We start from the raw sequence: 8,496 nt of genomic DNA, 5'->3' as shown, positions 1-8,496 counted from the left end.
CCCTCTGCGAAAGTAGGTCACCGCCAGGCACCCCACACCCAAAAGCCCTGACTACACCAGTCAGGGCTTTTGCATTTGGGCAGCGGGCCAAAAGGGGCTGTGCTACCATCGGCTCGTTGTCTTTAACACACCGCGAGCATGTTGCCGCTCACCTTTGCCGTACTGCGCCGGCTCACCCACGAAGAGTTTCGCTCTGGAGAGGCGATTGCCAGAGAGTTGGGTATTTCGCGTGCCAGTGTCTGCAATGCGCTGTGCGCCGTGGCGCGCCTCGGGGTCGAAATTCATCGTGTGCGTGGCCGCGGCTATCGGCTGGGGCAGCCCCTCGACTGGATCGACGCAGAGGCGCTGTCGGCACAACTTGGGAACCGCTTCAGCGTTTCGGTTCAGGAAGTGGTGGAGTCCACCAACACCACCCTAGCAACGGAAGCAGCGCAGGGCGCGCCCCATCGCAGCTGTCTGGTGGCCGAGTGGCAACAGGCGGGGCGTGGACGCCGTGGTCGTCGCTGGGAGAGCGCATTGGGTGGTAGCCTCACGTTTTCTCTGTTGTGGCGCTTTCCTCAGGGGGTGTCCCAACTGTCGGGCCTTAGTCTTGCCGTGGGATTGGCCCTCAGGCGCGCCATGCTCGCCCTGGGTCTGGCCGACACGGCCCTCAAATGGCCCAACGACCTGGTGCACGGGTATCGCAAGCTGGGCGGCATTCTCGTCGAGCTGCAGGGGGATGCCCTGGGACCGACGGCAGCGGTGATCGGCGTGGGGATTAACGTGCGGCTGGGTCCGCTCAAGGATCGCATCGATCAGGCGGTCACCGATCTGGGGGCGCTGCTGCCGGACATGCCGTCGCGCACGGAGATGCTGGTCTGCCTGCTGCGGCACCTTGACGCCGTGTTGTCCTGCTTCGAGGTGGGGGGCTTCGGCCCCCTGCGCGAGGAGTGGCAGGCAGCCCACGCCTACCAAGGGCGGCCGGTGGCCTTGCTGTTGCCTTCGGGTGCCCGGGTGGAGGGTCGGGTGGTGGGCGTTGCGGAGGATGGGGCGCTGCTGCTGAGCACTGCGCGAGGCGAGGAGCGGTTCGCCAGTGGCGAGATCAGCCTGCGTCCTGCGCGGAGCATCGCCTCCGCTGCTTGAGGACGAACCCATGCTGCTTGCCATCGATGCCGGCAACAGTTTCGTCAAGCTTGGCTGGCATGAGGGGGAAGTCTGGCGCGAAGTAGCGCGCATCCCTCTCGAGGACTTTGCGGCCTTCGCCGCGGCTTGGTCGCGACCGGTGCCGGCCCGCATCGTGATCGCGGACGTGGCGGGGGAGCGTTTTCGTCCAGCCATGGAACGACTGGTGGCGGCCTGGGGGCGGCCCGTGTTGTGGGTGCGGGCGAAAGCGGCGAGCTGTGGGGTGACGAATGGTTACCGGCAACCCGAGCAGCTTGGTGTGGATCGCTGGTGTGCGCTGGTGGCGGCCCGACAGATGGGACCGGGTGCCAAGCTGGTGGTAAGCGTCGGCACTGCGGTGACGGTGGATGCTTTGAGTCACACCGGTGTGTTCCAAGGCGGGGTGATTTTGCCCGGCGTGGCGCTCATGAAACGCGCACTCGCTGCCCATACCGCCGGCCTTGCCGAAGCGCGAGGCGCCTACCAGCCCTTCCCGCGCGATACCGGAAGCGCAATGCATACCGGCGCCCTGCTCGCGATCGCTGGCACCGTGGACCGCATGACCGCGTTACTGGCTGCGCAGGATGCCCCGTTGGAGATTCTGCTCACCGGCGGGGATGGCGCAGCGATTGAGCCGCTCCTCACGGGCGTGGTGCGATACGTGCCTAACCTGGTGCTGGAAGGTCTGCTTTGCATCGCGCGGGAGGAGGGATTCCTATGAGGGTGGTCTTCTTCATTCTGCTTTTCGCCAACGGACTCCTTTTGGGCTATTTCTTGCTCAGGCCCCAGGCGGCGGTGAGCGGGCCGCACCCGCCGCTAAACCCGGAGGCGATTCGCATCGCGCCTTCGGTGGTGGTTGCGGCGCCGGCTGCGCATGCGGATGCGGAAGCGGGCCAATGCCTGGAGTGGAGTGGTCTCGATGCGCCGGCTATGGCGCGCGCCCGTGCGGCGCTGGAAGACATGGGCCTCAAGGACAAGTTGGTGCTGTCCCCGGCGACGGATTACTGGGTGCACGTTCCTCCCTTGAAGACGCGGGCCGAAGCAGAAAAGAAACTGGCAGAACTGCGCGCGCTGGGCATCGATGATGCCACGCTCAGGGAAGACGAGGGGCTGTGGCGCCATGCGATTTCCCTCGCCGCTTTCGCCAGTCGAGAGGAAGCCGAGCTGTATCTCGCCCAATTGCGCGCCAAGGGCGTGAAGTCTGCGCGCGTGCTGGAACGCCAACCACCTAAGAGCAGCATCACCCTGATCCAGCTGGATGAGACGACGCAGAGCAAAGTGGAACAACTTGCCGCGAGTTACGCGAACACCGAGCTCAAGCGTGTCGCTTGCCGCCTGCCGTGACGGCGATGTCTTCCTCGGTTGGAAAGATCTTGCCCGGATTCAGGATGCCTTTGGGGTCGAACACGCGCTTCACCTCCCGCATCACCCCGAGCGTGACGGGATCGATTTCGCGTCCCACGTAGGGCCGTTTTTCCCGCCCAACGCCATGCTCACCCGAGAGGGTGCCACGCAGGCGTATCACCAGCTCGAAAATGCGATCCAGGCAGGTCATGGCCCGCGCCAACTCTGCTTCGTCGTCTGGATTCACCAATAGATTGACGTGGATGTTGCCATTGCCGGCGTGACCGAAATTGACATTGGCGACACGGTGTTCCCGCGCCAGTGCCACCACGCCCGCGAGGAACTCCGGGAGAAACGAAACGGGCACCGCAACGTCCTCGTTGATCTTCTTGGGGGCGATGTCGCGCAGCAAGGGCGAAAGGGCTTTGCGTGCTGCCCACAAACTGACCGTGTCTGCGACCGGCTGCGCCTGGATCAGCTCGGGGTCGGCGCAGGCGGCGAGGATGGCTGCCTGGGCGGTCTGAATCTCGCTTGCGCTGCCATCCACCTCGATCATGAGCATGGCGTGGGTGTCCGCCGGCACCAGTCCTGGATAATGGGCGCGGATGAGATTAAGCGCACCTGCATCGAGAAATTCCAGCGCGCTGGGCACGTGCGGCTGGGCCATGATGCGTGTGATGGCGCGCGCGCAGGCGGTGAGATCGCGAAAGTGGGCGGTCACGCCGGCGACAGCCTCGGGCAGAGGCGTGAGCTTGAGTACGGCCTCCGTGATCACTGCCAGCGTGCCCTCCGAGCCGACGATCAGACGCGTGAGGTCATAGCCCACCACGCCCTTGGTTGTGTAGGTGCCGGTGTGGATGATCTCGCCCTTGCCTGTGACGGCGGTGAGCGCGAGCACGTGGTCGCGCGTCACCCCGTATTTCACCGCGTGGGGGCCGGCGGCACAGGTGGCGAGATTGCCGCCAACCGTGCAGTAAGCGGCGCTGGAAGGATCGGGTGGCCAGAAGAAGCCATGAACACGCGCGGCGTCCTGCACTTGTTGGTTGAGCACACCCGGTTCCACCACCATGATGCGGTTGGCGGGATCCACGGCGAGGATACGGTGCATGCGCTCCAAGGAGAGTACCAGGCCACCGTTTTCCGGCACGCTGCCGCCAGCGGTGCCGGTGCCGCGCCCGCGCGGGGTGAGGGCCACGCCGTGGTCGTGGCAGGCGGCGACGATGGCGCGTACCTCTTCTGTGGTGTAGGGAAAGGCCACCGCCTCTGGCACGCCCAGCTTGCGACTGTTGTCGTAGGCATAGGCCATACAGTCGGCGGCGCTGGTAAGGAAGCGCTCGCGGTCGAGGAGACGGGTAAGCCGAGCGGTGAAGGCGGCGGGCAGCATGGGGCTCTCGCTGGAAATCGAAAATGGTAGCACCGAAGGCGGTGTGGCCCGGGAGAAATCGCGGCTAAAGCCGCTCCCCCAGTGGCTTCCCAACCTCAGGCGGCCTGGGCTTTGCTAGACCGATCAGGGCGAAGCGTTGCTCAAGGCAGGCGCACCACGGCCAGTCGGATGTCTTCCTCTAGCGTTCGCCCAGCAAGACCCTGGGTAAGCTGCTCCAGGCGGTGAAGGGGTTGCTGGATCTTGGCTCTGGCGATTGCCTCGGCACGCACAGCCTCGCCTAGGGCTGAGCCATGGACATGGCTTGCTGCCGAGAGGGCGTCGGAATAGATCACGAGATAACCTGGCTGTGACCACGCAATTTGCTCGCAGCGTGTTGCGTCAAGGACGCTGTCGCTTCTTTCGGCTGTCTCCCGCGGCGGGCTGAGAATGATATTGCCACTGAAGGTCTGCGCGGGAAGCACTTTCCACTCGAGCAAGGGGTCGTCTGGCTGGCCGCGAGGGTCCGTTCAAGGCTCAATCGGGTGTTGGGAAAACCTAGCCCGGGCAGGCGGGACCGGCCCCAGGCTTTCATCTGTCGAGTGTCCTCCTTGGTGGGTAGAGAGGCCGGCCGCCTCTTTCGGGCGGCTCGTTATCAAGCATGCAAGCTATGTCGCCAGGGACACCCACCAGTAAGCGTGCTGGACTCAGCTACGGGCGCGGATGCGCGCGAGCAGGGCGGTGGTGGAACGGCTATGAAGAAAGGGGATGGAATGGACCTGGCCGCCCCAGCCCAGCACCTCGGCGGCGCCGACGATGCGCTCCACGGGCCAGTCACCGCCCTTGACCAGGACGTCGGGGCGCACCTGTAGAATCAGGTCGAGCGGCGTGTCGGCATCGAACAGAGTGACCGCGGAAACACTCTCCAGGGCAGCCAGCACCGCGAGCCTGTCGCCTTCGCTGTTGATGGGGCGGTCTTCGCCCTTGCCTTGGCGGCGCACTGAGGCATCGCTATTCACACCCACGAGCAGGCTTGCGCCCAGGGCGCGTGCCTGGGCGAGATAGGTGACGTGGCCGCGATGCACGATGTCGAAGCAGCCGTTGGTGAATACCAACGGTCGAGGCAGTTGCGTGAGTCGCGCCGCCAGCGCGTCCGCAGTGATGATCTTGCGCTCGAAGTTGGGCGGCGGGTAGTCCGGCATCAATCCAGGTATTCGAACAGGCGGACCACGCGCTTCACCCCCGGCGTGGTGGCGGCGATGTCGGTGGCGGCCTCGGCTTCGGCGCGCTTGATAAGCCCCATGAGATAGACCACGCCTGCTTCCGTCACCACCTTGACGTGATTGGCGTTGAACTTGCGGGCCTCCACCATGCGCGCCTTGACACGGGTGGTGAGGTAGGTGTCGTTGCTGCGCTCGGGGAAGGAGCTGGGCTGTCCGATCACCGTCTCGTTGAACACCTGGCGCACGTTGGGCACGCCCTTGGCGATCTCGGCTACAGCGCTGCGCGTGGGTTCGTCCGGCACTTCACCCGTTAGCAGTACCGCCAGGTTGTAGCTGGTGACATTGACGTGGGTGCTGCTACCGAAGCGCTCGGCGATGCGGTTGGCCACCTTGAGCTCGATGTTTTGGTCTTCAATGTAGATGCCGGAAGTACGGCGATCGTCCGCCATCAGCACCCCGGCGCCGACGCCGGTGGCTACGACGGGAAAACAGCCCGGTAGCGCCGGCAGGCTGGCGAGCAGAGCAAGAAGACAAAGCTTGCGCATTATTCGGCTCCCAGAAGCAGATAATCGATGGCATCGCACAGGCAGTGCAGGGTGAGCAGATGCACTTCTTGGATGCGCGCCGTGATGCTGGAGGGCACGCAGATGTGGATGTCCTCCGCCGTCAGCGCTTCCGCGATCTGGCCGCCGCCGTTGCCGGTGAGGGCGATCACGGTGATCTCCCGTTCGTGGGCAGCATGCACCGCCTCCAGCACGTTGCGCGAGTTGCCGCTGGTGGAGATGGCCAGCAGCATATCTCCTGGCTGCCCCAGCGCGCGTACCTGTTTCGCGAACACCTGTTCGTAGGCGTAATCGTTGGCGATGGAGGTGAGGGTGGAGGTGTCCGTGGTGAGGGCGATGGCGGCCAGCCCGGGGCGTTCCCTCTCGAAGCGGTTGAGTAGCTCCGAGGAGAAATGCTGGGAATCTGCCGCCGAGCCGCCGTTGCCACAGGCCATGATCTTGCCATCGCGCATGAGGCAGGTCACCATGCGCTCCGCCGCCTGGCCGATGGGCTCCGCTAGCACCTCCATGGCCTGCAGCTTGAGGTGGGCACTGTCCGTGAAATGCTGGTGGATGCGGTTGGCGAGGTCCATGAAGGGGGCGGTGGTCGAGCCGGAATCAGTCGGCGCTGAAGGCGTTGCGCAGCCATTCTATCGTGGGGGGTTGGCCGGTGCCAAGCAATACCACGTCGAAGCGACAAGGCGGCAGCCGCTTCTGGCTGGCGAGGAACTGGCGTGCAGTGGCGATGATGCGTTGCTGCTTGTGCGCCGTGATGCTGGCGGCAGCGCCGCCGAAGCGTTGACTGGAACGCAGGCGCACTTCCACGAATACCAAGGTGGGGCCGTCGCGCAGGATGAGGTCGATCTCCCCGAAACGGGACCGATAGTGTGTGGTGACCAGGCTGAGGCCCTGGGCCAGCAGATGGGCCAGTGCCACCTGTTCTGCCGCTTCGCCGCGTGAGCGGGCGTTTTTCATGGCGTAGGCAGTTCCAACACCACCACCGTGTCCTGCTGGAATCCAGCGGGCACGCCTTGGCGGTGCACGATCTGGTCTTCACCGATGGTCAGCTGGCCGGTGACACCGTCGAGGGTGGCGCCCGGACGCGCACCGTCTTGCCACAGAAGACTGGCCAGACGCTGGGCGTCGATGCCCAGCGCATAGAGCCGTTCCAGCTCGACGTTGAGGGCGGGCTGCGGGCGCGGGTAGATCATGACTGCGGGATGATCCGGCTCGATGAGCCAGGGCATGTCCACGAAACGCACACCGGTGAGATCCACGTTGCGCGGGTCCTGCAGCCGCCCGCCAAAGGCTTGGGAGGTGGCATACACGGGTATTAGCGGCGGCAGATAGGGCCGCACCGCGCGGGCCTCTTGCGCGGTGGTGGCGAGGAAGACCATATCTGCTCCGGCCTGCAGCACGGTGCCCTTGAGCGCGGCTTCACCCCCGGGTATGAAGCGCAGCTGGCCTGCGACACGCGCGCCGAGTGCCTGCCAGCGGGCGCGGAACGCCGCCTGCATGCGTTGCGCGAGCGGTGTATCGGCCACCACGATCACGGCCTCGCGGCGGCCATCGCGCCAGGCGAGATCCGCCACCTGGCGCGCTTCTTCCTCGGCGGACAGGCCAAACAACAGCAGGGTAGGCGGCAGCGTCAACCCCTTAAACTCTGGCAGGCTAAGGGTGAGGGTTGGGACGCTCACCTTGCCGCTGCGGACCAGCGCGACCACCGCAGAGCGCGTGAGCGGGCCGACCACCATACGCGCGCCGGCAGCGACTGCCTGCTCGTAGGCTGCCACCGTCTCTGCTTCGTCGCCGCACAAATAGACACGCCAGGCCGGCGCATTCTGAACCGCGGCGGCAGCCGCGAAGCCCTGGCGCACGGCCTCGGCGGGGAGGCGCAAAGCGGGGTCGTTCAAGGGCAGCAGCAGGGCGATGTGCGGCCCATTCTCTGATAGGCTCACCTCCAATGCCCACAGCGGGCGGGATGCCAACCAGGATGCACACAGCAGCAGGACGAGGAAATGACGCAAGCGCATGCAGGACAGAAGGCGGGGCAACGCGGATCATTATACGTGGTGGCCACCCCCATCGGTAATCTGAAGGACATCACCCTGCGGGCCATCGACGTGCTGGCCGCGGTGGACCGCGTGGCGGCAGAGGACACGCGCATCACCGCGGGGCTCATGGCCCATCTCGGGCTTGCTAAGCCCATTTTTTCCGTGCACGAGCACAACGAGCAGGCCGGTGCTCGCAAGATCGTCGAGGCCCTTAAGCAGGGCGAGTCGGTGGCCCTGGTCACCGATGCTGGCACGCCTGGGGTGAGCGACCCCGGCGCACGAGTGGTGGCGGCAGTGCGCGCCGCCGGCCTCAGAGTGGTGCCCGTGCCGGGCCCGAGCGCGTTGACGGCGGCCTGGTCGGTGGCGGGGCTTTCGGACCCACACTTGCTCTGGTATGGCTTCTTGCCGGCAAAGACGGCGGCACGCCGCAGTCTCCTGACTTCGCTGAAGGGTCTGCCCTATGCCCTGGCGTTTTATGAATCGCCCCACCGCATCGCGGCCACCCTCGCCGATTTCGCAACGCTGTTCGAGCCGGAGCGCACCTTGGTCGTGGCGCGCGAGCTCACCAAACTGTTTGAGGAGATTCACGTCTGTAGCGTGGCGGAGGGGCTGGCCTGGCTCAAGCAGGATCCTCAACGCAGCCGCGGTGAGTTTGTGCTGATCGTCTCCGGCGCGGCGGCCCAGGTGGCGGATGAAGGGGAGGCGCGGCGTGTGCTCGGCATCCTATTGCAGGAGCTGCCGGCAAGCCAGGCCGCCCGGCTTGCCGCCCAGATCACCGGTATGACGCGCAAGGCGCTCTACGCGCTCGCCCTGGAATTACAGGTACGCTGAAG

11 protein-coding genes are annotated in these 8,496 nt (G+C 65.5%); 4 read left to right on the top strand and 7 right to left on the bottom strand.

All coding sequences use genetic code 11. The features are described from left to right. Nucleotides 1–138 precede the first annotated feature (138 nt). Genes V6E02_RS09825 through V6E02_RS09815 form a run of 3 tightly spaced genes read left to right on the top strand, consistent with a single transcriptional unit; the run spans nt 139 to nt 2,484 of the window. Nucleotides 139–1,122 (top strand): biotin--[acetyl-CoA-carboxylase] ligase, encoded by a 984-nt coding sequence (locus V6E02_RS09825; protein WP_347308617.1) that lies wholly within the window; start codon nt 139–141, stop codon nt 1,120–1,122. A gap of 10 nt (nt 1,123–1,132) precedes the next feature. Further along, a complete protein-coding gene (locus V6E02_RS09820) occupies nt 1,133–1,861 on the top strand; it encodes a type III pantothenate kinase (RefSeq protein ID WP_347308616.1) in 729 nt (242 codons plus the stop codon). Then, nucleotides 1,858–2,484, top strand: coding sequence for an SPOR domain-containing protein (locus V6E02_RS09815; RefSeq protein WP_347308615.1), 627 nt, complete (start codon nt 1,858–1,860; stop codon nt 2,482–2,484). Before V6E02_RS09820 ends, V6E02_RS09815 begins: the two co-directional genes overlap by 4 nt. Here V6E02_RS09815 and V6E02_RS09810 read toward each other — a convergent pair. The 7 genes from V6E02_RS09810 to V6E02_RS09780 form a co-directional block, all read right to left on the bottom strand. Next, on the bottom strand, nt 2,456–3,868 hold the full coding sequence (locus V6E02_RS09810; protein ID WP_347308614.1) for an FAD-binding oxidoreductase: 1,413 nt from the start codon (nt 3,866–3,868) through the stop codon (nt 2,456–2,458). The two genes, V6E02_RS09815 and V6E02_RS09810, sit on opposite strands and share 29 nt — an antisense overlap. Nucleotides 3,869–4,008: 140 nt before the next feature. After that, on the bottom strand, nt 4,009–4,200 hold the full coding sequence (locus tag V6E02_RS09805) for a hypothetical protein (protein ID WP_347308613.1): 192 nt from the start codon (nt 4,198–4,200) through the stop codon (nt 4,009–4,011). Between the two features lie 351 nt (nt 4,201–4,551). Next, entirely contained in the window at nt 4,552–5,046 is a 495-nt protein-coding gene (gene rfaE2, locus V6E02_RS09800; protein WP_347308612.1) for a D-glycero-beta-D-manno-heptose 1-phosphate adenylyltransferase, read from the bottom strand. Beyond that, nucleotides 5,046–5,612, bottom strand: a complete 567-nt coding sequence (locus tag V6E02_RS09795; protein ID WP_347308611.1) for a BON domain-containing protein — start codon at nt 5,610–5,612, stop codon at nt 5,046–5,048. The genes rfaE2 and V6E02_RS09795 overlap by 1 nt, the downstream gene beginning before the upstream one ends. Next, entirely contained in the window at nt 5,612–6,202 is a 591-nt protein-coding gene (locus tag V6E02_RS09790) for a phosphoheptose isomerase (RefSeq protein WP_347308610.1), read from the bottom strand. Before V6E02_RS09790 ends, V6E02_RS09795 begins: the two co-directional genes overlap by 1 nt. 25 nt (nt 6,203–6,227) lie before the next feature. Then, nucleotides 6,228–6,584 carry a YraN family protein gene (locus V6E02_RS09785; protein WP_347308609.1) on the bottom strand — a complete coding sequence of 119 codons (357 nt, stop codon included), beginning with the start codon at nt 6,582–6,584 and terminating at the stop codon, nt 6,228–6,230. Then, nucleotides 6,581–7,567, bottom strand: coding sequence for a penicillin-binding protein activator (locus V6E02_RS09780; RefSeq protein WP_347308608.1), 987 nt, complete (start codon nt 7,565–7,567; stop codon nt 6,581–6,583). Before V6E02_RS09780 ends, V6E02_RS09785 begins: the two co-directional genes overlap by 4 nt. Before the next feature lie 60 nt (nt 7,568–7,627). Between V6E02_RS09780 and rsmI the strand changes: the two genes are divergently transcribed. After that, nucleotides 7,628–8,494: a 16S rRNA (cytidine(1402)-2'-O)-methyltransferase gene (rsmI, locus tag V6E02_RS09775; RefSeq protein ID WP_347308607.1), complete on the top strand. Its 867-nt coding sequence runs from the start codon at nt 7,628–7,630 to the stop codon at nt 8,492–8,494. The last annotated feature ends 2 nt before the right edge of the window (nt 8,495–8,496 follow it).

This window comes from Thiobacter sp. AK1, from assembly GCF_039822265.1.
Taxonomy (GTDB): domain Bacteria; phylum Pseudomonadota; class Gammaproteobacteria; order Burkholderiales; family Thiobacteraceae; genus Thiobacter; species Thiobacter aerophilum.
Note: the sequence above shows the minus strand (reverse complement) of the source record. Positions and strands in the feature narration are given on the sequence as shown.

Excerpts from the sequence above, each read along its gene's own strand:
- V6E02_RS09825 (WP_347308617.1), top strand. The coding sequence starts at position 139 with ATGTTGCCGCTCACCTTTGCCGTACTGCGCCGGCTCACCCACGAAGAG.
- V6E02_RS09820 (WP_347308616.1), top strand. The coding sequence starts at position 1,133 with ATGCTGCTTGCCATCGATGCCGGCAACAGTTTCGTCAAGCTTGGCTGG.
- V6E02_RS09815 (WP_347308615.1), top strand. The coding sequence starts at position 1,858 with ATGAGGGTGGTCTTCTTCATTCTGCTTTTCGCCAACGGACTCCTTTTG.
- V6E02_RS09810 (WP_347308614.1), bottom strand. The coding sequence starts at position 3,868 with ATGCTGCCCGCCGCCTTCACCGCTCGGCTTACCCGTCTCCTCGACCGC.
- rfaE2 (WP_347308612.1), bottom strand. The coding sequence starts at position 5,046 with ATGCCGGACTACCCGCCGCCCAACTTCGAGCGCAAGATCATCACTGCG.
- V6E02_RS09795 (WP_347308611.1), bottom strand. The coding sequence starts at position 5,612 with ATGCGCAAGCTTTGTCTTCTTGCTCTGCTCGCCAGCCTGCCGGCGCTA.
- V6E02_RS09790 (WP_347308610.1), bottom strand. The coding sequence starts at position 6,202 with ATGGACCTCGCCAACCGCATCCACCAGCATTTCACGGACAGTGCCCAC.
- V6E02_RS09785 (WP_347308609.1), bottom strand. The coding sequence starts at position 6,584 with ATGAAAAACGCCCGCTCACGCGGCGAAGCGGCAGAACAGGTGGCACTG.
- rsmI (WP_347308607.1), top strand. The coding sequence starts at position 7,628 with ATGACGCAAGCGCATGCAGGACAGAAGGCGGGGCAACGCGGATCATTA.